The organism is Aeribacillus sp. FSL M8-0254 (assembly GCF_038008845.1).
GTDB classification, from domain to species: Bacteria; Bacillota; Bacilli; order Bacillales; family Aeribacillaceae; genus Aeribacillus; species Aeribacillus composti.
This window is the reverse complement of record NZ_JBBOZY010000001.1, coordinates 873,782-899,370: the sequence shown is the minus strand read 5'-3', so window position 1 is coordinate 899,370 and position 25,589 is coordinate 873,782. Positions and strand designations below refer to the sequence as shown.

Sequence of the window (25,589 nt, the reverse complement as noted above, 5' to 3'; positions counted from 1 at the left end):
AAATATTTCTGTATAAGATACCATATGTTCGAAATTTTCGCAACGGAAGTGGATTTTATACAGCTATGAGGAGTAAATTTATCAATTTTCGGTAGTATTATGCAATTACGACTTATCCACAGTTGGTAAAATTTTCCAGTTAAATTTATTTACAAAAAGGGTCAAAAAGAACCAATTTTGCTTATTTTTTTAAAAAATGTGGATAACTTATTTTTGTTTGTTGTGGATAACTTTTTTTCTTTGCCAAACATCACATCCTTTGGTACAATTAATTCGCTAGGTAAACCTAATTTGCATAGGTTTTCCCAGTTGTGCGATATCCTCGTCTGTTAGTGTTTGCCCACGGAAGGCTTCTAACAATCGCGAGGATATTTCTTTTATCGTTTTCTTCATGCTTCTCAATATTTTTGACCCATGCTCATGTAACACCATGATAATCTCTGTAATTTGGGTTAATAGGTAGTGATTTTTCATGGCATTGTAATCTTGGCTGCTTGCGTGTTCAATGTGGTAGCGCAGGTTTTTTTGTCTGTTAAACCCCTCATTCTCTATTCTCCAGCGGCTTCTGCCAGCGTTCATCAGTTTCTTTGCATTGTTTTTTGTGATTTTTATATCTGTGATAAAGGTAAATTTTTGTTTTCTTTTTTCATCTTCTAATTCGCATTCGAAAACATTCACCCCAAAGCCTCTGTAATCAATATCGTTCACCCAGGTGATTTCCCCTCGCTGTTCGCTTTCACGTATCTTTACCACATTGGCTTTCTTGCCTTCCTCCTCTTCCATATTTTTTAACGCTTGAAACTCATCGGTGATGCTTTTAATACGATCTTCCTTAAAACGGAATAAGTAGTTCCAATTATTCGCCTTGCATTGTTTAAATACATTTTCGCAGGCATAAAGACTATCGGCAATCAGACAGATAGGCAGTTTTTTAAAGGTGTCTTTCAGTCTAGCAGTCAGTCGATAAAAAGCATTCAACTCACAATCTTGCTTTTCCACGTCCTCTGATTCATTTTCAATAAACTCGGAGGCCACACTTAGTACCATATTTCCCACAATTAACTTGGCTTCCAAGACATGATGCATGTAGATGGTCTTTATTTTTTCTTCACCCGTTTCCTTGTCTATGTATTTGCGCTCCCGTTTCAGGCAGTGTTCACAATGTTTTTTGTCAAAAGTAAAAATACCGGTCCCATCTATGGCAATACCCCAGTATTTCCCATTGATACGATAGGATTCAAAACACCTCTTTTTGAATAATTTCTTGATCATATCGATTCGGATCCTTTCAAGTTCTGCCGGGTTCACTCGTGCCAAAAAATCATTGATTGTGTCATAATGGGGCAGTTCTTCCAAATCTTCATTCCCCAACAATTTCCCCAAATTTTTAATGCACTCTTCCTTATTAAATTCGTTTGTCATTTCGCGCATACTTTTTAAGTTGCATGCATTTTTCAAAATAACCATCATCAAAAGGACTTCCGTGTCATAGGTAATATAGCTTTGGTGCCTTGGATCATCAATAGTTTTGAGCAATTTGTTTAAATTTTTAAAAAAGTGATTTTGTGTTTTTAGCAACTCGAATAAATAATTTACCTCTTTTTCCTTTTCACGCTTTTCCTTCCTCGTTACCATAAAAAAATCCCCCCCAAATGCCAATATATTAGGTTTTTTACATACCCTTATTATCACATATTTGGCAAAGTTTAGGTGGAATTATCTCGAAGAATTTTTACTCTTCAGGGCTGGATTTTATAAATTTATGCAAATATACTGGCGGTTTCGCTGAAAGCTGCAGACAAACATACACCGATTGGCATATGATATAAAAACAAAAAATTCAATGAATGATTGCCAGCAGGAAAAGAAACAATAAAATGGACAGGTACATGAAAATTCCGATTCATTGTTGGTACATATGGAATATTAAAACGAAATTATACTATACAGGAGGGACTGCAATGATAATTGGTGTACCGCGGGAAATTAAAAATAACGAAAATCGTGTAGCCATTACACCAGCTGGAGTTGTTTCATTAGTCAAGGCAGGTCACCGTGTACTCGTAGAAGAAAGTGCAGGTCTTGGAAGCGGAATTCATGATGAAGAATATATTCAAGCAGGCGCCGAAATTCTTCATGATACAAGTAAGGTTTGGGAAGCAGATATGGTGTTGAAGGTCAAGGAGCCGCTTCAAGAAGAATATAAATATTTCCGTGATGGTCTTATTCTGTTTACTTACCTGCACCTTGCAGCTAATCCTGAGCTGACAAAAGAGTTGAAGGAATCCGGTGTGATTGCGGTCGCTTACGAAACAGTTTCTGACGGTCATTCGTTACCCCTGTTAACACCGATGAGCGAAGTGGCCGGTCGTATGGCAACACTGGTTGGAACGCAATTTTTACAAAAACCGTACGGCGGAAAAGGTATTCTATTATCCGGTGTTCCAGGCGTTGAACGCGGCAAGGTCGTCATCATCGGCGGCGGGGTAGTCGGTACAAATGCTGCAAAAATGGCTATCGGTTTAGGAGCTCATGTAACGATCCTTGACGTAAGTCCTAAGCGTCTTCGGGAATTAGATGATCTTTTTGGCAACGACATTCAAACGCTCATGTCTAACTCCTATAATATTTTCGAAGCAGTAAAAGAAGCGGATTTAGTCATCGGTGCTGTCTTAATCCCCGGTGCAAAAGCGCCAAAGCTTGTGACTGAAGAAATGGTAAAATCGATGAAACCTGGTTCAGTCATCGTTGATGTTGCCATTGACCAGGGCGGGATTTTTGAAACGAGCGATCATGTCACCACTCATGACAATCCGACATATGTAAAGCACGGAGTCCTTCATTACGCAGTTGCGAATATGCCGGGAGCAGTTCCGAGAACATCTACGTTCGCCCTTACTAATTCGACCATTCCATATGCATTGCAAATAGCCAACAAAGGGTTAGTAGAAGTAATCGCCAAAAACGAAGCGATCAAATTAGGTGTCAACGTTGCCAACAAAGAAATAACGTATGAGGCAGTCGCCCGCAATCTTGGGTACAATTATGTTCCTGTAGAAAAAGTTTTTGAAAAAGAGTTCGCAAATATGAATTCTGCCACATAATACACATATATTTTCGACTTACCTTACAAGAAGGAAAACAGTTCTCCGCGAATCTATTATCAAAAATGCAAAAAAGCCTTCGCTCTCTTTTGAAAAGCAATAAAAAATGCGCACTTATAGACATGTTAAGTACTGGGCTAATCGTGCACAATACAGACCAAATCAGGATAAATGTGCAGCAATTTGTTAAGTCAGAATGTGCCGACACATTATCCTAATTTGGTGTTGCTTCCGACAACATACATATCAGAAAGAAATCAATCCACGATTTTCAAGCATACTGAATGGGTCATCTTTTTTACAAAATAGATTCCGTCTCTTCTCCTTTATATTGAATTGCGGCTCCTGCTGAAAAATTGAAACAAGCAATAATATTTCTGACATAAAGCCTAATCTGCAATAGTTCAACCGAATGATGGATGATTTCATTATGATTTAATCGGCACGAATTTTTCCACAAAGGCCGCCAATGTTCGAGTCATCACACCAGTTGCTCCTTCAGGTCCTAGAGGGCCTTTCTTAGCAGTAGTGGATGTCCCGGCAATGTCTAAATGAACCCACGGCGTATCTTCAGCAAATTCTGCTAAAAAAGCACCACCCATTATCGCATGTCCTTCCCGGCCAGGGGAATTATTCAAATCCGCCATTTTACTGTTTTTTACCCGCTCACGGTCATCTTCAAAAATTGGCAATCTCCATATTCTTTCATTACATTCAACAGACGCTTTCAAAAGCTGATCATACAGTTTTTCGTTGTTCGTCATCGCACCTGTTGTGTGCTTTCCGAGAGCAACAATAACTCCACCGGTTAAAGTGGCAACATCGATAATGTATTTCGCTCCATGCTGCTTTGCATAAGTAATGCCATCTGCAAGAGCTAAACGCCCTTCAGCATCTGTATTTAAAATTTCAATTGTTTTCCCGCTTAATGACACGATGACATCATCCGGTTTCATCGCTCCGCTGCCAATCATGTTGTCAGTAGCCGGAATAACGGCTACAACATTTTGTTTCGGTTTTATTTCACCGATAATTTCCATCGCTCCTAAAACGGCTGCTGCTCCTGCCATATCAGTCTTCATGTTTACTAACCCATCTCTAGGTTTTAACGAGTAGCCCCCAGTATCGTAAGTAATTCCCTTGCCGACTAAACCAATCGCATCGTCCCAAATCTTTTTTCCTTGGTATTTCAACACAATCATTTTAGGGGGTTCACTGGATCCTTTATTTACCGCCAATATCCCCCCCATACCCATTTCCTCCATATCCTTTTTTTCAAGGATTTCGATCTCAAAAGAATATTTTTTGGCCAGTTCGATGGAATAATTCGCGAGTTCTGTCGCAGTTAATAAATTTGAAGGCATGTTCACAAGAGTTCTTGCCGAATTTGTTCCTCTTCCATAAACATAACCGGCAGTTAAGGCTGCGTTTATTTTCGCTTTATCTGCATCTGTCAAAACATGAACAGCTTTAATGCTTGATTCGCTGCTGTTTGATCGTTGTTTATAGTTTTTTATTTTGTATGTAGAAAGGGCAAACGCTTCCGCTAGTGCATGAGCTGCATCTATCTCTTCCACATCTCCTCCAATAAAGGTAGAAAGCTGTACGCTTACGATCTTCTTTTGATCTTGTTGAACAGCTTGAAACGCATGCCCAAAAGCTTCCATTGCCTTTTGGAACGTGAATTCTTTTTCTTTCCCAAGCCCGACAAAATAAATTCGTTTTACGTTTTCGGCATCGAATGTATATAGTTTTGCGACACTGTTTTTCGCAGAAGAAATTTCACCTGATTTTATAAGCTTGGTGAGTTGATTGTTCAATTTTTTATCCAGCTCCTGCAAAGCTTTTGACAAATTTCCGTTTTGCTTAAAAAGGCCAACAATTAAACTTTCCCCTTCTAAACCGTCTAGTACTTTAAACATTTTTCCACCTCCTTCAATTATTATACGAGGTCGAGTAGAACTTTGCTTTATTTTCAAACCAAAAAATAAAGCCCATCCCTGTGGGATAAGCTACCGTTGTCTAAAAACTTCCATCGTTTTATTTTCGTTTAATTTTTTTAATTCCTCTTCTGTTAACGTTCCGTTTCCTTTTTTAACTAAATAAACATCCACTTTTTTCTTTCCCCACTGATTGTAAACATCTTCTACTGTTTCATAATACAAATCAAGCCGATTGCCTTTAATCGCAGCACCTTTATCTGCAACAACTCCGTAGCCATATCCGGGTACATAAAGTATCGTTCCGATCGGAAAAACGTTTAAATCTGCTGCTATAGTGGAAAAATGATCCCTTTTTACTTTAACACCTGAATAAGTAATTCCATATTCAGGGTGACCAGGATGTTTTCCTGTCGACTCATATCCGGCTGTATATCCGGTAGCCACAACTGTTTTTTTTGGATACTTTGATAAATCAATGGATTTTTCCATCGTCTGTCCTTGATTTGCATGATTAATATTTTTTGCAACGGCTTGTTGGGAATTTTCTCTTTGATTATATTGTTTGATCACCCATTTTGTCAGTTCATCTGCTTTCACACCTGAAATGGTTTCAAAAGTTGTTAAAAACGCCCCAATAAACAACAGACTCATCATAATTCTTCTAGTCCACATTTTTATACTCTTCATTTTTTCTAATTTCACTCCTCTCACCGTCTATTTGTTTCCAAATCGCAAACAAAATATACGTTGGAGGAGCTTTTGAAAGGAGTGTATTTTTCAATACGTTCCGATATGTATAAATTTTCCAATAAATTAAAAATAAAATGTAGACACTCAAATAACATTGTTAAAAAAAAAAGCCTTCCGATTATACGGAAAAGCTTAAAACATTTGATATCCTCTTGCTCGAAGCATTCGAATGACAATCCCTGATAGGATCGCACCTACCATCCCGCTTCCTAAAATGAGAATGTCTGCTACGGCAAGAGAGGCGATTTTTTCCCCCAACAGAGAAAATGAGCGGCTAGGTGATTTGAAATAATCAAAAAAATTCACTTCATCAATTAAAAAAATACATACTAACGGATAAAGTATCGCCATTATCCATGACATTCTTAAAAGCATATTTAATAAAAAACCGATTCCAAAAAATAAAACTAAGAACAGCAGCATGGAAATCAACAGCACCGGTATGTTCATCATCGTGTCCTCACCCTCAGAAAACTGTCGTATTATTATTAAAAGTTTTTATGTGGTTTAATAAGGAAAAAACTTGACCAGCCTTTGTTAATTTGCCAGATCTTCTTACATGTGCCAAATCTTTAAAGCAGCAAATCGATAAATTGTTACCTTAATTATTAACCTATTTATTCCAATATATCAAGTACAAGATTTCATTTAATGGCATAAATCGGCAAAGCAAGTTTGACATGCACACAAAAAGGTTCTCAGTAGGCTCTCCAACCTTTGAGCAGTTCAAAATTTATACAAAAAAAACTGGAAGTTTCCCCAAATGTTTTAAAATGCCAAAAATCACCTTTAAGAAAGATTGTCCTATTGTACAGTGCTTTGTCTGTTTTTTACTCATGTGAGAAGCTTTTGTGCTAGTACCATAAAGAGGGATTTGGCTTCAACATTTAAGAGAGAACTTTCATTCCTTCAAGCACAAAAAAGACGGTGTAAACAAACAAAAGAAGCACAAGAACTTGAGAATAAAACGAAGAACTTTGAAGGAAATATCGGGTATAGCTGTCCGACAGACCAAATACATCAGGCTACTATATAATTGCAGATCTGCATGGCGATTTTATGGTGAATCGAACCCTCTAATCGCAATCAGCATAGCGAGCTCTTTAATTTAATTTGTTTAAAAGCTTATTACTACGAAAATTCAATAAATACAGAGCGGCTCCTTCTCCAAACATTTTACTTTCCTGCTTTAAAAGAAATTACAAAAGCTGTTCATGTTTATAAAACATTATTTTAAAAGAGCAAAAGCCCTTAAAGCCTTTGCTCTTTTCTTCAGCTTAAAAAAATTTGAATTTTCCTTTTTTCAACACGAGACCTGCTCCGCCAACCATATATAACGCGCGGTTATCAATCATTTTCTTCATGAAGGATGCTTTTGTACCGACCATTTTTTTGCCTAACGCAATACCTACTGCATCATCTTCTCCTAGAGAAGCAACAGTTCCTTTAATATCTGGCTTAAATGGTTCGAGTTCTTTTTTACCGCGAATTAATGCAGCTAAATTTCTCGCGCAAACTTCTCCCTGCTGCATTGCAATTTGCGCTGTCGGCGGATATGGACGATTGATTTCCTCATTAATAATTAATGAACAGTCTCCAATAATAAACACATCATCATGTCCTGGTGCGCGCAAGTCTTTCTCTACTTTTACGCGGCCCCGCATTGCCTCAAAACCAGATTCTTCAATTACACTGTTTCCGCGCACACCAGCCGCCCAAATAACAGTGCCTGCTTTTATTTCTTCCGTTTGATCGTCTTTCCCAACAATAATTCCTTGTTCAGTACATTCTTTTATCGCTGTGCCGATTCTAAACTCAACACCTTTGCGCTGCAGTTGATTAACTGCGTACTCCACAAGTTCAGGATCGAAACCTGGAAGTGCTGTCGGTGCTGCTTCCACACAAATAATACGGACTTTTTTAGGGTCAATATCATACTCTCGGCAAAGCTCAGGAACACGGTTGGCAAGTTCGCCTAAAAACTCAATTCCAGTGAATCCTGCACCTCCGACTACAATGGTTAGACGTGTATCATCTTTTTCTTCTTCTGTATTGTATGTAGCAAATTGATATTCAATATGCTCTCTAATTTGTCTAGCAGAATTAATGTTCGAAATCGTGAAAGCGTATTCTTTTAACCCTTGGATTCCAAACGTTTCCGGATGAGCCCCAAGAGCGACTACTAAGTAATCATAGTTAAGCTCGCCATTTTCAAGAATGACTTTTTTCTCATCTGTTTTAATTAATTTTACAGAATCTTGCACAAAGTTTACTTTGTTTGTGTCAATTACATCTTTAATTGGATAGCGGCATCGGTCATGATGAAGGGTGCCTGCAGATGCTTCATGCAGCCATGTTGTTTCATAATGATAATCATGCTTATTGACAAGTGTAATATCAGCCTCGTTCACACTCACCATTTTTTGTAGACGTGTTACGGTCATTAATCCTCCATAACCGGCACCTAAAATAACAACTTTAGGATTTCTCACAAGACACACCAACCTTTTCCGTAATTTTTAAAGCGGTCAATTCTAGACTCACTTTTCACATAATTTGTGAAAATATTCACGTTCTTGGACAAAAAATTATAAGGGCAAAATTGTCAATAAAATTTAACATCTTTTTACCTATAGTCATGATATCCGTTTGTGTCCAACTTTTCAAGTTTATTTTTAAGCTAAATGATCAACTTTATAAATCTTTAAATGACAGAATTTTTGTATTTTTACAATCTTTTTTTTATGATATGATTAATAAAGATTAACAAGAGGGGGAATCGTCTGTGAAAGAGGACAGCAAAGTCTATGATATAACGATTATTGGCGGGGGACCTGTCGGGATGTTCACAGCTTTTTACGGAGGAATGAGGCAGGCTTCCGTTAAAATTATTGAAAGCCTTCCACAATTAGGAGGGCAATTGACAGCGCTTTATCCTGAAAAATACATATATGATGTAGCGGGGTTTCCAAAAATTAGAGCTCAAGAATTAGTCAATAATTTAAAAGAACAAATTGCCTTATTCAATCCAACCGTCTGCCTTGAACAGGAAGTTCAGGAAGTTGAAAAACAAAGTGACGGGACATTTAAGTTAACGACAAATTCAGAAATTCATTATTCAAAAACGATTATCATCACTGCCGGAAACGGCGCATTTCAACCACGTAAACTTCAGCTGGAAAATGCTGAGCAATTTGAAGGGAAAAACCTGCACTATTTTGTAGAAGATTTAAACTATTTTGCAGGCAAAAAGGTCGTCCTGTTTGGAGGCGGCGACTCAGCTGTTGACTGGGCGTTAATGCTTGAGCCTATTGCAGAAAAAGTAACGGTTGTCCATCGAAGAGATAAATTTCGCGCGCACGAGCATAGCGTAAATCAATTAAAAAATTCTAAAGCAAATATATTAACACCTTTTGTTCCTGTTGAGCTTATCGGCAAGGATCGAATTGAACAAGTCGTAGTCGAAGAAGCAAAAGGAGATCGGAAAGAGATTATTGATGTAGATGAAGTAATTGTCAATTTTGGCTTCGTTTCCTCTTTAGGCCCTATCAAAAACTGGGGGCTGGAAATTGAGAAAAATTCGATTGTTGTTAACTCAAAAATGGAAACAAATATTCCGGGAATTTATGCTGCCGGAGACATCTGTACTTATGAAGGAAAAATAAAATTAATTGCGACTGGGTTTGGCGAAGGTCCAACAGCTGTAAACAATGCCAAAGCTTATATTGACCCAAGCGCAAAAGTTCAGCCAATGCACAGCACAAGTATGTTTAATTGATGAAAAAGATGTGGGTGTCTAATAAGTCGTTTTTTCGGCTTTTTGACACCCTCTTTCATGTTTTAGAAACGTTGAAATACCAGGACTTATGATTTTTTGTTTTTCAATGGGGATCTGCCTTTCTGAACAGCCCCCTTACAGCGGGAATAATAAGCAAAAGTAAATTTTATTGGAAAGAATAAAGGCTGTCTCGTAAAAGGTCATTTTTTATGACCTTTTGAGACAGCCTTTTTGTCAAGTACTTTTCTAAAGAAACCAGACTGCATCAAGAAGAAGGGGCTTATCGGACAGACCATTTTTCCTTTGTTTATATCCTTCAGAAGTTTTATAAATGACTTTTCTTATGCTCTCTTTCTTCATTAAGTTCTTCAAAAGTTTTATGACGGACATTCAGCACATACAATTGCTTCTTGTTGGACTTCATTGCCTCTATGAAGGACATTTACAAACTTGATTCCTTTATTTTTGTCCTTTACAGTAGCTCCAAAATCCTTCATTTTAGAAACTCATCGGACAGCCCTATCTTTTTTCAACTTTCATCGGTAATTCATATAGTCTTTCGCACAGTCTTCCATGATGAAAATCTGTGATCTGTAAATATCCTCATTTAATTCTCTATCACTTTTAATAAGTTGCATTTAGCCGTTTTTCCCATAAAAATATCCTAATAAAGCAGACTTTTTTTGGATTCCACTTTATTAGGATATATTTTATTGTGAGTATAGAAAAAGTTAAGGAATAAAGCGATCATTATGCTTGGGTTCAGGAAAGAATCTTTTTTAGCACTCTTCCGGTGTTCCAGCGTGTGTTGCAGTTCTAAAGGAGGCGCCGCAGCCGCAAGACGCAATCGCATTAGGGTTGTCTATCGTGAATCCTCCACCAAGCATCGATTGTTTATAATCAATCTTTGTTCCCTTTAATATAGGGGCGCTGTCTTTATCCACTAAAATCCGAATGCCGAATTGTTCAAATTCGTGATCATCTTCTTGTTTTTCTTGTTCAAACCCGATGCCGTATGAAAGTCCAGTGCAGCCGCCGCCTTTCACACCAATACGCAAATAGGCGCCTTCTTCTTCATTTTCTCTCATCATATCTTTTATTTGAAAAGCTGCCGCTTCGGTAAGCATAACAATTTCAGACATGACCCATCCTCCTTTTCATTAATTTTTGAGTCACTTTTAGTATACCTTTTCAGAAAAAAACTCTCAAATTTCTGAACCGGCTTCATAATAATAGGTCCCCGTGCAAACCGTTTCAGCAGGTCCTTTCATCAAAATGTTCCCCTCGTCAGTCCATTTAATAAATAAATCGCCGCCGGCAAGATGGACAACTGTTTCTTTGCCTCTTGTTGTTTGCTCGTTTAATACGGATGCGACCACTGCCGCACATGCTCCGGTGCCGCAAGCTTGTGTGACACCTGAACCTCTTTCCCATACTCGAAAATGAAGCTCATGGTCATTGACGATTTCGACAAATTCTACATTTACCCCTTCTGGAAATCTTGCATCTTTTTCGACAACCGGCCCCAATGTTGTTAATGGAGCTTTCTCAATATCGTCCACAAAAAAGATGATGTGTGGATTTCCCATCGAAACCGCTGTGACTTCATATTTCGAGCCGTTAAATTCCATGATTTCACCAATAGCTGTTTCATCTCCGTTTCCGGCCATCGGTATTTCCTTTTTTAACAGCTTAGGGTGACCCATATCAATTGTGACGCATGATACTCGTCCATTTTCTTCATGGACTTCGGCTTCAACCAAGCCAGAAAGTGTTTCGATCAAAAACTTTTTCTCTTTTACTATGTTATGCTCATAAACATATTTTGCGACACAGCGCAAACCGTTTCCGCAGTTTTTTCCTTCTGAACCGTCACTGTTGAAAATTCTCATTTTCACATTCGCACGTTCAGATGGAAGAATTAATATTAACCCATCTGAACCGATGCCGGTATGAACGTTCGCAACTTTTCGTGCAATATCTGGCAGGAGATGCTCCGGAAGCGTTTCTTCGAATCCATTTACATAAATATAACTGTTTCCTAATCCATGCATTTTTGTAAATTGAAAAGTTTCCATTTTTTCCTCCAAAACAACAAAAAATTTGTTTTTATAAGTATAAAACGTTCAAAATTTGTTGACAATAAAAATATCCCCCGTTTTCATATATAAATAAAAGCTCCTCGGGAAATATAAGAGGGGCTTTTATTTTTTATATCATCAGCCTGCCGCTTCAAACACATTGCTCATACGTAAAAAAAGACTCATCCGCAAAGGCAAGCGTCGTGCTGAAAAACAATATTGAGATTCATACTTGCATTTTATAATATGCTCTCATACCTCGAATGAAATATTCAGAGACAAGATCAAAATCAGGAGAATCAAAAGCTTGTCTCCCTTTTAATTTAATCACTCACTTTTATTTTTCTATTAAAACATTGGATTTTCTTCTAAAAATTGATAAATATTATTCACTAGCTCTTCTGCCGTTTCCCCTTCCACCACTTCTCCGTTTACAAGGGCGAAAAGCGATTCGTAGCATTGGCCGCAATATCCTAGGCAACTGTATTCAACAATATCGAAATTAGGATCTTTTTCTAATTGTTCTAATGCTTTTTGTGAACCGTTCGCTAAGTTGCTGACACAAAACTCTATAATGGGTTTCATGTGAATTGTCCTCCTTCTATACTCAGTAGCCTATCATAATGCTTTTTTTCTTCATTGTCAAAGCATTGAACTTCAAGGTTCATTTAACATTTTGCCATAACAATTGTGCTATTTTTCCTTAAGTATGTTGTGATTTATACATAAATTCGTTATACTTTTAGTGGCATTTGTTACGATTGTCACAGTTTTGGGGTAAACATTTGCAGGGAAAAGGGGAATCGCGATGAGAAAGTTACTGCTCCTCGGAGGCGGCTATGGCGGCATGAGAATTCTTCACAAGCTGCTTCCCAATAACTTGCCGGACGGTGTCGAAATAACATTAGTGGATAAAAACCCTTATCATTGTTTAAAAACGGAATACTATGCTTTGGCTGCGGGAACGATTTCAGATCAGCATGTGCGCGTGGCCTTTCCAGAACACCCGAAATTGAACGTTCATTACGGTGAAGTCACGGACATTGACCTTGAACAAAAGCTTGTACATTTAAAAGATCAATCTCCAATCACGTATGACGATCTTGTCATCGGATTAGGATGTGAAGACAAGTATCATAATGTTCCGGGTGCTGACAAATATACTTGCAGCATTCAAACAATCGATCAATCACGTGAAACGTATCAAAAGTTGAACAATTTAGGAGCAGGTGCAACAGTCTGCATAGTTGGAGCCGGATTGAGCGGCGTTGAATTGGCAAGCGAACTGCGTGAAAGCAGATCCGATTTAAAAATCAAGCTGTTTGACCGCGGAAAAGTGATCTTATCAAACTTCCCGGAACGATTAAGCAAATATGTCCAAACATGGTTTGAAGAGCACGGGGTTGAAGTAATCAACAGCGCCAATATTACAAAAGTTGAGCCAAATATGGTTTATAACCATGATGAACCGATTCCTTGTGATGTTGTCGTTTGGACCGCAGGAATTCAACCGAATTATGTCGTAAGGAAATTGAATGTTGAAAAAGACCGGCAAGGACGGGTTATTTTAACAAAATACCATCATCTTCCTCAAGATGAACATGTGTATGTTGTTGGAGACTGTGCAAGCCTTCCTTACGCACCAAGTGCTCAACTTGCCGAAGCGCAGGCTGAACAAATTGTACAAGTATTGCTCAAAAAATGGAACAACGAACCTCTTCCAGAGGAACTGCCGCCGTTCAAATTAAAAGGCGTTCTCGGTTCTCTCGGAAAAAAATCAGGTTTTGGGATGGTAGGAGATCGCGCACTCACTGGACGTGTGCCACGTCTTTTAAAATCAGGAATTCTTTGGATTTATAAATATCATAGTGGAGCATGAGAAAACCGGGCGTTCATTTGTACGTCCGGCTTCTCTTTTTCCGGAACTCTTTCACTGGAAAATATAAATCAAGAGAAATACAGTTGTCTATTATTTTGCATGTAAAAAAACGAAGCAGCGTTTTTTTTAGCGGATCTGTTCTTTTGGCTTGAAGAAATCGACAATGCACTTTTTCTTTCACAGTTCTGGATTGACGAGTAAACTCTTTCTTACACAGGCTGGTAACCATGTTTTTCCATCTCTTGAAAAATCCTTTTTAGCTTTGGATTACCTTCTCCTACTACCACTCCATTTATGACCACAAGGGGATAAAAATATTCTTCCTTCACGATTTGATCGGCTATTTTCTTTTTCTCTTCATCTTCCGGAGGACAATATATATCAATATATGTGATGTCAAATGGCTGATCTGGATATTTTCTAGTCAGTGCTGCTTCCAGCCATTCAAATGTATCTTTTGCTGAAGGCGAATTTACACAGCTTGGACATAAGGTTTCTGCACCATAAACACAAATTTCTACCGGTTTTCTCATGTTTATACCCATTCCTTTCGCTTCGCTCAAGGCACAAAACGTAATGAAACAATTGTGCCACCGGCGTTATTTTTATTATTCTAAAGTCATAGGGATAACAGTCAACTACAAATCACGCGGAGGTGAGTGGGCCACTCTGGTTGCAGGGTGACCGCATGTTTATATGTGTAGATTGCCTTTCCAAGCACAAATAAGTGTGACTTCGAGCACGCAGACTTATCTTTGTATAAACAACTACTCGTTTATTGCTGGGCAATCAGTCAATGCTGTCTATCCCTTTAATAACGTGAAAGGAGTTATCCCTATGGGATTAAAGATTGTTTATCCAATATGCTGTGGGATTGATGTCCACAAAACCTTTGTTGTTGCCTGTATTGCTTCTACCAACAAAGGTGTCACTACTTACAAACGCCATCGCTTTTCTACCTATACAAAAGGATTGAAAGAGCTGTCACAATGGCTTTGTGAAAATAACTGTAAGGATGTTTGTATGGAATCTACCGGGAAATACTGGATTCCCGTGTTTAATGTTCTAGAGGATTCCTGTAACATTACTCTTGCACATCCAAAATATGTTAAGGCTATCCGTGGTAAAAAAACTGATAAAAAAGATGCCAAATGGATTGCCGATTTATTTAAGCATGATCTAGTAGCTGGAAGCTTTATGCCACCGCTGGCTATCAGACAGCTTCGTGACCTTATGCGTTATCGTTTTAAATTGACTAATTTTATGTCGAGTGAGAAGAATCGTCTTCAGAACTGTTTAACTGTATCTAATATTCAACTTGGAAATGTTGTTTCGGATACCTTCGGTAAAAGCTCCATGAACATTATTGACAAGATTTTAGGGAATCCCTTGGATACCACTTTTGACATAGAACCTTTAATTCACGGTTCCATGAAGAAGAAACTTTCTGATTTGGAACTCGCCATAGACGGATATATTACACCGGAACAGGCTGATAAATTAAAGGTCATTAAACAGCACTATGAAGATCTTCAATCTCGTAAAGCAGATCTTGAAAAAATTATCCTTTCTCTTGCCGAGTCCTACACAGAAGAAATCAACTTAATCTTAACTGTTCCGTCCTTTAAGAACATTTTTTCCGCCATTGCCGTGGTTTCGGAAATAGGTGTTAATATGGACGTGTTTCCGACAGCTAAGCATTTATGTTCCTGGGCAGGACTAACACCCACGAATAACGAGAGTGCCGGCAAGAAAAAGTCAGTAAGAATTTCGAGAGCTGGCTGCTACATCAAGCCTCTTTTGGTACAGTGTGCAACTGCTGTGGTCAAAAGTGAAAAGCATCCCGAAATTCGAAACCGCTACTTAAAACTTAAAAAACGTCGTGGTCACAAACGAGCAATTATTGCCATTGCACGTATGCTGTTAACAGCTATATACAACATTCTCAAAAAGAAAGAGCCGTATAATCCAGAATTATATAAAAAATCAGACGTTCTTCCAGTAAACCGTGAGATCACGGTAGAACAAGCGATTTTATTAGCTAAAAGTCAAGGTTTTCGAGTGACGGCAGTTACAACTTGATGATCAATCAACCAAATATTTCCAATAAAGTCATCGATGGATGGCTTGTTTTGCTATGCCTATTTTTATTACTTGGAACCCAAAGTATTTATTTCAGACTTGTTCTCTCCTATATAATAAAATGATGATCTCCTAGATTATCCATATTAGATTTAAAAAAAATGTGATACAATGAATTTGAAACTTACAAATAGATTTTATCGCTCATTTTGAATATAATGATGGATAAGAAAGGAGTCGATAGTATGTCAGATGTTCAAATAAAAGAACAAGTACAGGAAGTTTTAGATAAGCTGCGCCCGTTTTTGCTTCGTGACGGCGGAGACTGCGAATTAGTTGATGTTGAAGAGGGCATTGTGAAATTGCGCCTTTTAGGTGCGTGCGGGAGCTGCCCAAGTTCTACCATTACTTTGAAAGCAGGTATTGAGCGGGCTCTGCTGGAAGAAGTTCCAGGCATCGTAGAAGTAGAACAAGTATTTTAATGAAACAAACCGGCTTTTCGCCGGTTTGTTTCTTTATATCAAGCTTTCAATATGAGTAAACCAAGACTTTGTCCCTTCATAATCAATTTCTAGCTGTGTTACTTCACAATGAGGAAAAGCCTCTTTTAGTTTAGGACGCAATGAGTGTCTCATGCCTTTTGGAGCAAAACACAATATCGTTGGACCTGCACCGCTCAATACAGTCCCGTACACACCGTGCTCTTTTCCGATCTTTCGAACAGCTGACAGTTCAGGAACTAGACTTTCCCTATACGGTTGATGGAATATGTCCATTTCCATCATTTGGCCTGCCAATTCCCAATTATTATTCATGATGCTCCCAACAAGCACATTGCTGATCGCACTGGCTTTCACCGACTGCTGAAATTCAAATGTCTTCGGCAAAACGCCTCTAGAATCCTTCGTATATAAATAATATGGCGGAATAACCGCGATAATATCCACATCCAGATTATCCACTTTTACAAAATATGTGTGGTCATCTGTTAAATAGCCGACCACTAGACCGCCTACTATAGAAGCTCCGGCATTATCCGGATGTCCCTCAAACTTGCTGGCAAAATGAATTTTTTCTTCATCGCTCAAATTCAGTTTACAAACACGATCGCAAAGCTCAATCCCTGCTGCAATGGCGGCCGCGCTGCTTCCGAGTCCTCTTGTCATCGGAATATCACTTGAAATTTCCACATAACATGCAGGAAGATTAACACTATGTTTTTCTGCTAGCTTGGAAGCGACTTTATAAATTAAATTCTCTTTCCCTTCCGGTACGTTTGCTACTTCTTCACTTACCGGCTTAAATGTCCAATTTTCCGCAAATGTAACGGCTAGTGTTAAATAGCGGTTTAAAGCGAGCCCTACAGAATCAAAACCGGGGCCAAGGTTGGCTGTACTTCCGGGAACTTGAATTTTTAACATGTCTCCTTCTTTCATACATGCCCATCTCCCTTGAGATGGTCCATCACAGCTTTCTTTTCATTAGGCAGCACGATCGGCTGGATGGATGACACATCGATCGCAGTATTCGGATCTTTTAATCCGTTCCCGGTCAATACTGCTACAACTGTGCTTCCTTTCGGGATTTTCCCCGAATTTACATCTTTCATCACTCCTGCAATAGATGCACTTGAAGCAGGTTCAGCAAAAACGCCTTCCGTTCTTGCAATTAATTGATAAGCATCCAAAATTTCTTCATCTGTTACCATATCGATCTTTCCGCCTGATTCATTGGCAGCATTGACAGCAAATTCCCAGCTTGCTGGGTTTCCAATTCGAATGGCAGTTGCCACTGTTTCCGGATTTTCAATCACTTGATTTTTTACAATGGCTGCAGCGCCTTCCGCTTCAAAACCGTGCATTTTTGGAAGCCCTGTTTGGTGCCGCTCATTAAACTCTTTAAATCCTTTCCAATATGCTGTAATGTTTCCAGCATTTCCAACCGGAATCGCCAAATAATCCGGAGCTTTTCCCAGCTGTTCACAAATTTCAAACGCCGCTGTTTTTTGCCCTTCAATTCGGTAAGGATTTACAGAATTGACAAGAGTAATTGGCAGCTCTTCACAAATTTCACGAACCATTTTTAAGGCATCATCGAAGTTTCCTTCAATTGCAAAAATTTCTGCGCCGTACATAACTGCTTGGGCAAGCTTTCCAAAAGCGATTTTTCCGTTCGGTATAACAACAATGGAACGCAATCCTGCACGTGCCGCATATGCGGAAGCAGCTGCAGACGTATTTCCAGTTGAAGCGCACATTATAGTTGTGCTTCCTTCTTCCACCGCTTTTGCAACTGCCATCACCATACCGCGGTCTTTAAATGAACCGGTAGGATTCGCTCCTTCTGTTTTCACATACAGCTCAACGCCTAATTTTTCAGATAATTTTTCTAAATGAATGAGAGGAGTATTCCCTTCGTTCAATGTCAGCATCGGTGTTTTGTCCGTTACTGGCAAAAATTCTTTATATTTTGCAATTAGTCCATTCCATTTCATAATAAGCCGTTCCCTTCTACTCGATACGTACTTTTAACTTCCTTAACAACTTGCAAATCTCGGAGTTCCATTAAAATTTCCTCAAAATCTTTTTTCGATGCTTTATGGGTAACGATGACAATTTCCGCTAAATCTTTATTCTTCAGAGGTAATTGGAGAATTTTCTCAAAGCTTACACCTCTGTCTGAAAAGAGGGATGTAATTTTTGAAAAAGCTCCAACTTGATCTTCTACGTGAATTCGTAAAAAGTATTGGGCAAAAATTTCTTCAGGTGCCTTCAATTGTTTCTGATATTGCGGGGCTACGGCGCTTCTTCCATTTACACCTAGACGCATGTTTTTCAATACGCCTACTAAATCCGAAACAACAGCGGTTGCAGTTGGCAAGCTTCCTGCGCCAGGACCGTAAAACATTGTTTCCCCTACTGCTTCGCCGTACACATAAACCGCATTATATTCATCTTGGACGGAAGCTAACGGATGATGATCGGGCAGCAGTGCAGGCTGTACACTAACTTCAATTTTATCACCGCTTCGATGGGCGATGCCGATTAATTTCATCGTATAGCCGAGCCGTTTACTGTAATCAATATCCTCTTGTGTAATATCCGTTATCCCTTTTACTTCCACATCTTCTAAATCTACTTCCATAGAAAATCCAAGTCTTGCCAAAATCGCCATCTTTCTCGCTGCATCCAAGCCTTCTACATCAGAAGTCGGATCAGCTTCTGCATATCCTAATCTTTGCGCTTCCTTCAGCACTTCTTCATAAGGGGTTCCGTATTTTGACATTTTCGTTAAAATAAAGTTTGTCGTTCCGTTAACAATCCCCATCATTTTTGTAATCCGGTCTGACGCCAATCCATCTACCAATGTACGCAAAATCGGGATGCCGCCTGCGACACTTGCTTCATAAAAAAGATCGCAGCCGTTATCCGTCGCTTTTTTGAGCAACTCAGTTCCGTACACGGCCATCAAATCTTTATTTGCCGTCACAACATGCTTCTTCCGATTTAATGCTTCAAGCAAATATTCCCGTGTTTGCTCAATTCCCCCCATGACCTCAATAATGACGTCAATATCCGGATCTTCTATTACCTCATGAACATTTGTCGTTAATTGGGAAGGTTCTACATGAACGTCTCTTTTTTTATTTGTATTTTGAACAAGAATTTTTTTTACTTTCACCGGGCACCCGATTAAATGAATGAGCTTATCCTGGTGGTCTTCAATGATTTTTACTACTCCGCTACCAACGGTGCCTAAACCGAGCAGTCCTACTGAGATTGATTCCAACCAATTCATCTCCCTTATGTTTATTTATAATAGACAATTGTCTGCCGTAAAAAGACATTAACTGTTTTATAAGACATTATAAATTTCAATGACTGATTTTACAAGAGAAATTTTCATCATCCGCATATGTAAACGCTTTTTGGGCGTTTAAACAACGGCTGTTTTCGGTTTCTCGCCCGTTAACACACGTTGAATATTTTCGACGCAAAGTTCGATCATTTTTATGCGTGTTTCCCGACTCGCGCTGCCGATATGCGGAAGTGCTACAACTTGTTTCAATGATAAAAGCGGATGATTGGAATCAATCGGTTCTTCTTTAAACACGTCCAATCCACAACCAGCGATTTCACCAGTTTTTAGAGCATTATACAAAGCGTTTTCATCAACAGATGCTCCTCTGCCAGCATTAACAAATATTGCACTTGTTTTCATTTTTTTAAAGGCTTCCTCGTCAAACAAGTTTTTCGTTTCATTTGTTAATGGTGTTAAATTAACGACAAAATCGGCTTTCTCTAGCAATTCATCAAATGTGCAGTATTTCGCTCCAAGCTCTTTTTCCACTTCCGGTTTCTTTGAACGATTATGATACAAAATTTCCATATCAAATCCTTTTGCCCGTCTCGCAACAGCTTCTCCAATTTTCCCCATGCCAACGATCCCAATCGTTTTATGATGGATATCGTTTCCTGCCAACAAAAATGGAGACCACCCTGTCCATTTTCCTTCTTTTACATAATCCGCAGCTTCAACCAATCTTCTTGCCGCTGCCATTAACAAAGCAAAGGTTAAATCGGCAGTCGTATCTGTTAGTACATCCGGTGTATTAGATACAGTCACGCCGTACTTTTTCGACGCTTCGAGATCGATATTGTCATACCCGACTGCTAAATTAGCAACGATTTTTAAATTTTTGGCTTTTTGAAGCAGTTCTTCATCCACCCGGTCTGACAGCATTGTAAGCAGAGCATCAGCTTTTTTTGCCTTTTCCAATAATACAGACCTCGGACATGGAGAATCCTGCTCCCACATGTCGACAACTCCGATGGAACGAAGAGGATCCAATAGGTTTTCTGGCAGTTTTCTTGTTACAAAAATATATTGGGTCACTGATTCATCTTCTCCTTCTTCTAATAAATAGCTATTGTTTTGAATTGATATGACAAAATCGATGCTTTGTTCGAAACAGCTGCAAGATTTTAGCTGCTTTCTTTTTTATGATACCACAACAAAATGCGACTGAACCTTTTATAACCATGTCAAAGCCGGCAATACAATTTGCTTTTTCCTCAAATATATCATAGATGAAAACGAAGATAAAAATTGCTCATATTGCGAAGATGTTTGCAAAATTTTTTCTATTTGAAATTGCAGAGAATCCCTTTCTTCTTCCTCTGCAAGATAATAGTTTTCAACACATTCAAAATAATGAACAGGAAACAAAAGCCTGCTAAAAACTAACCGCCAAAAAAAAGAGGATAACGGAGACGCTCGGTCGTATTCTGCCAAAAAAAGCTCATCAATTGTTTGCCTTCCTGTCAGAAAATCATACCTTAAACATTCAGCAATATCTCTTCCTCCATGATCAAAAACGAAATCAACAGGCAATGAAAATGCGTTTTCCCATGTTTCTCTCGTAAAACGTTGATGACATATGGTGCCGGAATCAACCGGCAATGGTCGATCATCAAGCTCAGTATCCGCTAAATATTGGATGGCATTTTCGCCTAAGCCTAAATAATATGGAAAGGATTCAATAAATAGCTTGTCAAAGGCGTGATGAGGCTTTGAAGCAATTTGAATACTCCAAAATTGCTCCATTTGATCGATCCGCCTTGCCCATAAATTTCTCCATTGCCCCATTCGATTCGAATGAACGGGAGTAAAAGGCAGCCTTCTGCCAACTTCGTGAAAAAATGACAGCTCTTTTCCGAGAGAAGTTATATTAAGCCGCTTTGTTTGTTGAGGTATTTGAAACACAGCGTAGCGCGTTCCATTATGTTCTGCCGTAAGATCCCCATTTACAGTTAATAAAAACGAAGCAGCTTTTCTCTCGTTAGTCATAAGGAGATAACGACTCATTTCATACAGTTCATAAAGCTCCTTATGGTCAATATGTGAAACAGCAGCAATAAAACCGATATTTCTTTTTGTTTTAAACCCCTGCCATTGCCCAATTGAAAAAAAGTCGAGTACATCTATTCCATAATGCTTTTTTAAAAGCTCTTTCATTCCTAATTTCCCCTATAAATCCATTTTTCAAAAAAACACCCCAATATAAATAATGAAAAAATGCCATAAACTATAACATGTAGAAAAGCTTTTGTGTATACAATATAAAAAAGATGTTGATGCTTTTTGAAAATTTAAGCAAGAATTTATTGAAATCGGCGTCACAGCCGATTTCAGCACTTTCATATACTTGTAAAAGATAGGGTGAACGACATGGATAAAATAGAGCAAACTGCAAGAAAATGGCTGAAAGATAGAGGAGTTACACCGGATGACATCGCAGAGCTCGTCTATTTTTTACAGCAGCAATATTATCCAAACTTAACAAAAGAAGACTGTTTGCAAAACGTGGAAAGAGTTCTTTCGAAAAGAGAGGTTCAAAATGCCATTTTAACCGGAATTCAATTAGATGTTCTAGCAGAAAAGGGGCATTTACAGGAGCCTCTTCAATCGATCATCCAATCGGATGAAGGATTATATGGAATTGATGAAATTCTTGCATTTTCCATTGTGAATATTTACGGATCAATCGGGTTTACGAACTATGGCTATATCGATAAACAAAAGCCTGGTATACTTGCTCATTTAAACGATAAAAGCACAGGTAAGTGTCATACTTTTTTAGATGATATTGTCGGAGCCATTGCAGCGGCAGCTTCAAGCCGGCTCGCCCATCGATCCACTGATTCACAGTAGGGGCAGCGGAGCACCTATTGTGAAATCAGCTGGAAAAGAATAAGGCTTCATCATAGCACATGCCATTCCGAAAGGTTATTCACTGTATAAGTCGGTTGTATTTCTTTGTGTTTTAAGTGTTCTTTCGTTGTTACGCCTGTATGCACAAGAAGGGTGTCCATCCCTGATTGGATACCTGCCTTAATATCCGTCTCGTAATTATCTCCGACAAGAAGCGTTTCTTCTTTTTTCGTTTTCAGCATTTTCAGCCCTTGCTCTACAATAATTTTTTCAGGTTTTCCGATAAAAATCGGCTGAACATTTGTAGATACTGAAATGACCGATGTAATGGCGCCATTGCCTGGAAGCAGTCCTCGCTCAGTCGGCAGAGCAGTATCCCCGTTTGTTGAAATAAATGTTGCACCTGCGCGAACCGCTAAACAGGCCTTGGCAAGCTTTTCATAATTGATGTTTCGATCAATACCCACAACGACAAAATCCGGATTTTCATCGACGAAGCGAAAACCTTTTTCCTCCAAGGCCTTTCGCAGCCCCTCTTCACCGATTACATATATAGAAGCATTTTGTTTTCTTTCCCAAATAAAATTGGCTGTGGCAATGCTTGAAGTTAAAATTTGATGCTCTTCCGCCGGAATGCCGAGACTGATTAGTTTTTCCGCTACTTGCTTCGGGGTTTTAGAAGAATTGTTTGTCATAAATAAGTACGAAATTCCTTTTTCCTTCAGTTTTTTAACAAATTCTTCAGCTTCTTCAATTTTTTCTGTACCCCGATACATGGTGCCGTCTAAATCGATGAAATATCCTTTATATTTCTTCAATTTTTTTTCACTCCTTCAATCAATCCATTACGGCTTAAAAGCTGTAACTGGTCCAAGTTCATCTTCCAAGTAGGTTCGAACACGATGGCAAAAATTTCTCAAAACTTGTAAATGGGTTGATACTGAATCATACAGTTCTTCATGCCGTATGTTTAAATAATCTTGAACGAGCATTTTTCTGTAGGAAATTAATTTTTTTAATCCTTCCGCATCCCTGCTGTCAACGACAGATTCATCTTCTAAAATGTCAATAATGTCTTCATAGCTGCCCGGGTCCCGCATAATAAAACCGTCAATAATTCCGTTTCCGATATCTAAAATCGCCTCAATCAACAATTGGGCAACCCGCTCCAACGCTTTTTTTTCAACATCAGACTCCCACTGTTGATGGCCTTCAAACATGGATACAAGATCTTCTACAAATTTTACAGTATCTTCAATCTTTTTTCTGTCCACAAAATACATATGATTTCTCCCTCTAGAAATGTTGATATATCAAGGCTTTTCGGCCTCTCAGGGGTGTCAAAAAAATATTTTTCGACAAAATCCCTTACATCCTTTTTCAGTTTTGTGGATATCTTACAGAGCCAGGGTGCGCTTCGCGGCCACGTCTGGATACATTTTCCTGACGTGGGGGGAAGCGTATTCGATGCACCCTTGGATCTCCGCATCGCTGATGAGGACGAACCCTCCCATGTCTCCGGGCGTCTTTGCGCCAACATTCCCTCGTTCGGTCTCGTCATCAGGCGGAGGCCGGCCAAGCTTTCTTAGGGACTCGAGGTCGCATGGAGGAGATCACGCCAGCTTCTCCGGTGTCATCCTGTTGTCAAACATTTTTTCTGTTCGTGGGGGAGGCCTTATGCCACCCGGTGTTGAACTTGGGACAAGACGTCCTGCATCATTCGCTCTGCGTCAAAGGCTTGTTTCTTCGTACAAATCGCAAACAGCACATTCAGCAGTTTTCGGCATAACACCACGATAGACTGTTTTCCGGTCAGCGGGTTGACGGATCGGGTCGTGTAATACTCATGCAGCTCGCGAAACGCCTCGTTGTGCCGGATCAGCGGAATCATCGCCCGAAACAACACCGATCGCAGCCGTTTTCGTCCCCGTTTGGAGATCCGCTTTTGCCCTTTGCGCTGGCCGGAGGAGTTCTCCTTGAGCGTCAGGCCCGCTAATTTCACCAATTGACGCGGGTCCCGATAGTGGGAGAAACTGCCGATCTCCGCCAGCAGGTCAATGATCGTGGCATCCCCCAACCCGTCGACCGTTTTCAGCCATTGATACTCCATCGTCGTTTGAACCAACGCCTTCAACTCCGCGTCCAGCGCCGCGATCTCGGCTTCTAATTGGCGGTATTGGCGGACGAGCGCGGCGATCTCAAACCGGGCCATCGTCGTCCCTTCCGTCACCCCAATGGAGTCCTTCGCGGCGTCGATCAACGCCTGAATTTTGGCCTTCTGCGGGCATTTCAGCCCTTCGCTTTGCCGGTACACCTCGATGAGCTCCTCGGCGGTCCGACCCACCATATCGGCCGGAAACGGCGTCCACTCCAACACCGAAAGCGCCGTTTTCCCCAGATCGCGAAACACCGTCCAAAACTCCGGAAAATACCGATCGGTCCAACGAATGATCGCATTTTTCACCGCCGTCTGTTCCTTGCGGAGCTTTTCTTTGAGGGTGCTCCCGACGCGCAAATCCGCTTCGATCTCGTGCAACAGCCGGGGGACGAGGAATCGTCCGTCTTTCGCCAGTCTGGCGATGACCAGGGCGTCTTTGGCGTCGTGTTTCGTCGGCAGGTTGTCATCGAGTTCTTTCGACCGGCACACATGCGCTGGGTTGACCATGACCAGCGGGATCCCGTTTTCCTCGAGAAAGTAGGCCAGGTTCAACCAGTAGTGCCCGGTCGGTTCCACGGCGACGATCACCTGTGACTTCCCGAACGCTTGCATCGCCTCCTGAATCGCTTCATTCAGCTGCCGAAATCCCTTCTTCGACTGGAGGAACGGGAAGGATTTTCGAAGCACACGCCCCCGGTCATCCACGAAGCAGGCGTAGTGGGTTCGTTTCGCGATATCGATTCCCACGACAAGCGTTTGTTCGGTGACTTGATTGATTTTATGATTTTGTGTACAATTCATCTGAAGTCCTCCTTGGCATGATGGTAGGTGTTGTTTGACACCCCTGCATCATACCAAGAGGGCTTTTTTTGATCAAGTCCCCGGAAAAGCTCCTAACAGGAATGCTTTCTTAAGGTTTTTGTATCCGTTTTTTATTTTACCATACTCGACCATTTGAACTACCTACTACTTTACACACTTTTGAGTTTTTTAAAGCAGAGCACTAAAATCCTCTCGTTAGACGGATCGATTTTGGCAAACAGAGCTGATGTTTCTAAAATTTGGATTTCGTGATTGAGCAGGCGCAAGCTTTCCGCGGT

General features: G+C 39.8%; 23 protein-coding genes. 6 read left to right on the top strand and 17 right to left on the bottom strand.

Annotated features, from left to right (window positions below; all coding sequences use genetic code 11):
* Window positions 1-276: 276 nt before the first annotated feature.
* Window positions 277-1,635, bottom strand: a complete 1,359-nt coding sequence (locus NSQ44_RS04405) for a transposase family protein (RefSeq protein ID WP_094245205.1) — start codon at window positions 1,633-1,635, stop codon at window positions 277-279.
* 326 nt (window positions 1,636-1,961) lie between these two features.
* Here NSQ44_RS04405 and ald point away from each other — a divergent pair, with 326 nt between their 5' ends.
* On the top strand, window positions 1,962-3,104 hold the full coding sequence (gene ald, locus NSQ44_RS04400) for an alanine dehydrogenase (RefSeq protein WP_340855252.1): 1,143 nt from the start codon (window positions 1,962-1,964) through the stop codon (window positions 3,102-3,104).
* Between the two features lie 428 nt (window positions 3,105-3,532).
* On the opposite strand, the gene NSQ44_RS04395 is transcribed toward ald, so the two are convergent.
* From NSQ44_RS04395 to NSQ44_RS04380, 4 genes are all read right to left on the bottom strand, one after another.
* A complete protein-coding gene (locus tag NSQ44_RS04395) occupies window positions 3,533-5,026 on the bottom strand; it encodes a leucyl aminopeptidase (RefSeq protein WP_340855250.1) in 1,494 nt (497 codons plus the stop codon).
* Window positions 5,027-5,116: 90 nt separating this feature from the next.
* Window positions 5,117-5,734, bottom strand: a complete 618-nt coding sequence (locus tag NSQ44_RS04390; RefSeq protein WP_063387072.1) for a 3D domain-containing protein — start codon at window positions 5,732-5,734, stop codon at window positions 5,117-5,119.
* A gap of 195 nt (window positions 5,735-5,929) precedes the next feature.
* Entirely contained in the window at window positions 5,930-6,247 is a 318-nt protein-coding gene (locus tag NSQ44_RS04385) for a YuiB family protein (protein WP_063387105.1), read from the bottom strand.
* Window positions 6,248-7,074: 827 nt separating this feature from the next.
* Complete coding sequence (locus NSQ44_RS04380) at window positions 7,075-8,298, bottom strand: NAD(P)/FAD-dependent oxidoreductase (protein ID WP_186439306.1); 1,224 nt, start codon at window positions 8,296-8,298, stop codon at window positions 7,075-7,077.
* Window positions 8,299-8,582: 284 nt separating this feature from the next.
* On the opposite strand from NSQ44_RS04380, the gene NSQ44_RS04375 reads away from it, so the two are divergent.
* Window positions 8,583-9,575 carry an NAD(P)/FAD-dependent oxidoreductase gene (locus tag NSQ44_RS04375; RefSeq protein ID WP_063387074.1) on the top strand — a complete coding sequence of 331 codons (993 nt, stop codon included), beginning with the start codon at window positions 8,583-8,585 and terminating at the stop codon, window positions 9,573-9,575.
* A 779-nt stretch (window positions 9,576-10,354) separates the two neighbouring features.
* Here the strand turns inward: NSQ44_RS04375 and NSQ44_RS04370 are convergent.
* The 3 genes from NSQ44_RS04370 to NSQ44_RS04360 form a co-directional block, all read right to left on the bottom strand.
* Window positions 10,355-10,717, bottom strand: coding sequence for a HesB/IscA family protein (locus tag NSQ44_RS04370; protein WP_063387075.1), 363 nt, complete (start codon window positions 10,715-10,717; stop codon window positions 10,355-10,357).
* A gap of 63 nt (window positions 10,718-10,780) precedes the next feature.
* Window positions 10,781-11,653: a diaminopimelate epimerase gene (gene dapF / locus NSQ44_RS04365; RefSeq protein ID WP_063387076.1), complete on the bottom strand. Its 873-nt coding sequence runs from the start codon at window positions 11,651-11,653 to the stop codon at window positions 10,781-10,783.
* Between the two features lie 351 nt (window positions 11,654-12,004).
* On the bottom strand, window positions 12,005-12,241 hold the full coding sequence (locus NSQ44_RS04360) for a YuzB family protein (protein ID WP_327863257.1): 237 nt from the start codon (window positions 12,239-12,241) through the stop codon (window positions 12,005-12,007).
* Window positions 12,242-12,464: 223 nt separating this feature from the next.
* On the opposite strand from NSQ44_RS04360, the gene NSQ44_RS04355 reads away from it, so the two are divergent.
* Window positions 12,465-13,535 (top strand): NAD(P)/FAD-dependent oxidoreductase, encoded by a 1,071-nt coding sequence (locus NSQ44_RS04355; RefSeq protein WP_340789788.1) that lies wholly within the window; start codon window positions 12,465-12,467, stop codon window positions 13,533-13,535.
* 209 nt (window positions 13,536-13,744) lie between these two features.
* On the opposite strand, the gene NSQ44_RS04350 is transcribed toward NSQ44_RS04355, so the two are convergent.
* On the bottom strand, window positions 13,745-14,068 hold the full coding sequence (locus NSQ44_RS04350) for a YuzD family protein (protein ID WP_340789787.1): 324 nt from the start codon (window positions 14,066-14,068) through the stop codon (window positions 13,745-13,747).
* Window positions 14,069-14,372: 304 nt separating this feature from the next.
* On the opposite strand from NSQ44_RS04350, the gene NSQ44_RS04345 reads away from it, so the two are divergent.
* A complete protein-coding gene (locus tag NSQ44_RS04345; protein WP_044899849.1) occupies window positions 14,373-15,617 on the top strand; it encodes an IS110 family transposase in 1,245 nt (414 codons plus the stop codon).
* Window positions 15,618-15,835: 218 nt separating this feature from the next.
* Window positions 15,836-16,099, top strand: a complete 264-nt coding sequence (locus NSQ44_RS04340; RefSeq protein ID WP_375338782.1) for a NifU family protein — start codon at window positions 15,836-15,838, stop codon at window positions 16,097-16,099.
* Between the two features lie 33 nt (window positions 16,100-16,132).
* Here NSQ44_RS04340 and thrB read toward each other — a convergent pair whose 3' ends face one another.
* The 5 genes from thrB to yutH form a co-directional block, all read right to left on the bottom strand.
* Window positions 16,133-17,053 (bottom strand): homoserine kinase, encoded by a 921-nt coding sequence (thrB, locus tag NSQ44_RS04335; protein ID WP_340855242.1) that lies wholly within the window; start codon window positions 17,051-17,053, stop codon window positions 16,133-16,135.
* Complete coding sequence (thrC, locus tag NSQ44_RS04330; RefSeq protein ID WP_063387082.1) at window positions 17,050-18,111, bottom strand: threonine synthase; 1,062 nt, start codon at window positions 18,109-18,111, stop codon at window positions 17,050-17,052. The genes thrB and thrC overlap by 4 nt, the downstream gene beginning before the upstream one ends.
* Window positions 18,108-19,406 carry a homoserine dehydrogenase gene (locus NSQ44_RS04325; RefSeq protein ID WP_186439305.1) on the bottom strand — a complete coding sequence of 433 codons (1,299 nt, stop codon included), beginning with the start codon at window positions 19,404-19,406 and terminating at the stop codon, window positions 18,108-18,110. Before NSQ44_RS04325 ends, thrC begins: the two co-directional genes overlap by 4 nt.
* Window positions 19,407-19,553: 147 nt before the next feature.
* A complete protein-coding gene (locus tag NSQ44_RS04320) occupies window positions 19,554-20,513 on the bottom strand; it encodes a 2-hydroxyacid dehydrogenase (RefSeq protein ID WP_094245255.1) in 960 nt (319 codons plus the stop codon).
* A gap of 138 nt (window positions 20,514-20,651) precedes the next feature.
* On the bottom strand, window positions 20,652-21,635 hold the full coding sequence (gene yutH / locus NSQ44_RS04315; RefSeq protein WP_340855238.1) for a spore coat putative kinase YutH: 984 nt from the start codon (window positions 21,633-21,635) through the stop codon (window positions 20,652-20,654).
* A gap of 213 nt (window positions 21,636-21,848) precedes the next feature.
* Here yutH and NSQ44_RS04310 point away from each other — a divergent pair, with 213 nt between their 5' ends.
* On the top strand, window positions 21,849-22,331 hold the full coding sequence (locus NSQ44_RS04310) for a phosphatidylglycerophosphatase A family protein (RefSeq protein ID WP_340855235.1): 483 nt from the start codon (window positions 21,849-21,851) through the stop codon (window positions 22,329-22,331).
* 50 nt (window positions 22,332-22,381) lie between these two features.
* Here NSQ44_RS04310 and NSQ44_RS04305 read toward each other — a convergent pair whose 3' ends face one another.
* The 3 genes from NSQ44_RS04305 to NSQ44_RS04295 form a co-directional block, all read right to left on the bottom strand.
* The gene (locus NSQ44_RS04305; protein ID WP_063387087.1) at window positions 22,382-23,149 is read right to left on the bottom strand and encodes a TIGR01457 family HAD-type hydrolase; all 768 of its coding nucleotides are present in this window, start codon (window positions 23,147-23,149) and stop codon (window positions 22,382-22,384) included.
* Between the two features lie 27 nt (window positions 23,150-23,176).
* Complete coding sequence (gene hepT, locus NSQ44_RS04300) at window positions 23,177-23,614, bottom strand: type VII toxin-antitoxin system HepT family RNase toxin (RefSeq protein ID WP_340855231.1); 438 nt, start codon at window positions 23,612-23,614, stop codon at window positions 23,177-23,179.
* Window positions 23,615-24,006: 392 nt separating this feature from the next.
* Window positions 24,007-25,290 (bottom strand): IS110 family transposase, encoded by a 1,284-nt coding sequence (locus tag NSQ44_RS04295; RefSeq protein WP_340855228.1) that lies wholly within the window; start codon window positions 25,288-25,290, stop codon window positions 24,007-24,009.
* Window positions 25,291-25,589: the final 299 nt, after the last annotated feature.

Coding starts and splice junctions, on each gene's coding strand:
- NSQ44_RS04310 (WP_340855235.1), top strand. CDS start 21,849: ATGGATAAAATAGAGCAAACTGCAAGAAAATGGCTGAAAGATAGAGGA.
- thrB (WP_340855242.1), bottom strand. CDS start 17,053: ATGAAAGAAGGAGACATGTTAAAAATTCAAGTTCCCGGAAGTACAGCC.
- NSQ44_RS04345 (WP_044899849.1), top strand. CDS start 14,373: ATGGGATTAAAGATTGTTTATCCAATATGCTGTGGGATTGATGTCCAC.
- NSQ44_RS04385 (WP_063387105.1), bottom strand. CDS start 6,247: ATGAACATACCGGTGCTGTTGATTTCCATGCTGCTGTTCTTAGTTTTA.
- NSQ44_RS04295 (WP_340855228.1), bottom strand. CDS start 25,290: ATGAATTGTACACAAAATCATAAAATCAATCAAGTCACCGAACAAACG.
- yutH (WP_340855238.1), bottom strand. CDS start 21,635: ATGAAAGAGCTTTTAAAAAAGCATTATGGAATAGATGTACTCGACTTT.
- NSQ44_RS04395 (WP_340855250.1), bottom strand. CDS start 5,026: ATGTTTAAAGTACTAGACGGTTTAGAAGGGGAAAGTTTAATTGTTGGC.
- NSQ44_RS04350 (WP_340789787.1), bottom strand. CDS start 14,068: ATGAGAAAACCGGTAGAAATTTGTGTTTATGGTGCAGAAACCTTATGT.
- NSQ44_RS04340 (WP_375338782.1), top strand. CDS start 15,836: ATGATGGATAAGAAAGGAGTCGATAGTATGTCAGATGTTCAAATAAAA.
- NSQ44_RS04360 (WP_327863257.1), bottom strand. CDS start 12,241: ATGAAACCCATTATAGAGTTTTGTGTCAGCAACTTAGCGAACGGTTCA.
- hepT (WP_340855231.1), bottom strand. CDS start 23,614: ATGTATTTTGTGGACAGAAAAAAGATTGAAGATACTGTAAAATTTGTA.
- thrC (WP_063387082.1), bottom strand. CDS start 18,111: ATGAAATGGAATGGACTAATTGCAAAATATAAAGAATTTTTGCCAGTA.
- dapF (WP_063387076.1), bottom strand. CDS start 11,653: ATGGAAACTTTTCAATTTACAAAAATGCATGGATTAGGAAACAGTTAT.
- NSQ44_RS04355 (WP_340789788.1), top strand. CDS start 12,465: ATGAGAAAGTTACTGCTCCTCGGAGGCGGCTATGGCGGCATGAGAATT.
- NSQ44_RS04370 (WP_063387075.1), bottom strand. CDS start 10,717: ATGTCTGAAATTGTTATGCTTACCGAAGCGGCAGCTTTTCAAATAAAA.
- NSQ44_RS04390 (WP_063387072.1), bottom strand. CDS start 5,734: ATGAAGAGTATAAAAATGTGGACTAGAAGAATTATGATGAGTCTGTTG.
- ald (WP_340855252.1), top strand. CDS start 1,962: ATGATAATTGGTGTACCGCGGGAAATTAAAAATAACGAAAATCGTGTA.
- NSQ44_RS04405 (WP_094245205.1), bottom strand. CDS start 1,635: ATGGTAACGAGGAAGGAAAAGCGTGAAAAGGAAAAAGAGGTAAATTAT.